We start from the raw sequence: 586 nt of genomic DNA on the forward strand, positions 1-586 counted from the left end.
TGTACAGCGCGGCCACTCGCCGGACGAGGAGGACGGAGGCGAAGCTGTCCATCACGATGTGGTGGTAGCTCTGGTACCAGAGGAACCGTTCCGGCTCCAGCCGCAGCAGGGCGTGGGAGAACAACGGTCCGCGCGCCAGGTTCATCGGCTGGGCCAGCTCAGCCCGCATCCAGGCTTCGGCGGCCGCCCGCGGGGCCGCCTCACCGCTGACGTCGAACACCGGCAGCGTCCAGTCGCCGAGCGGCTCGACGGTCTGCCACAGCGTTCCGTCGTCCTCGAGGAACCGCGCGCGCATGGATTCGGTCTCGGTGAAGGCCTGTCGTAACACAGTCTCGAAGGCCACCGGGTCGATCGGCCCGTTGATCTCTGTGTATCCGCCGATCCGGTAGAGCAGGCTTTCCGGGTCCAGCTGCTGGGCCAGCCAGATTTCGCGCTGCGCAGCGGACACCGGCAGGCGTACACCGTGTGGGTCGGACACCGTCACTTCTCGACTCTCCTTGACAGATTTGGCCGAAAACGGCCCGCCGTCGCCTGGCGGCAGGCACTGGAACAGGCAGTGGGAGCTGAGCGTGATATTGGAAGATCA

The 586-nt window shown here is 66.4% G+C and carries 1 protein-coding gene; it reads right to left on the bottom strand.

All coding sequences use genetic code 11. The annotated features are described in order from the left end of the window. On the bottom strand, positions 1–484 hold a 484-nt coding region (locus NBW84_RS23900; RefSeq protein ID WP_250287598.1), incomplete at its 3' end, for a condensation domain-containing protein. Positions 485–586: the final 102 nt, after the last annotated feature.

Origin of the sequence: Protofrankia sp. CiP1_Cm_nod2 (assembly GCF_920664355.1) — a bacterium.
In the GTDB taxonomy this organism is placed as follows: Bacteria; Actinomycetota; Actinomycetes; order Frankiales; family Frankiaceae; genus Protofrankia.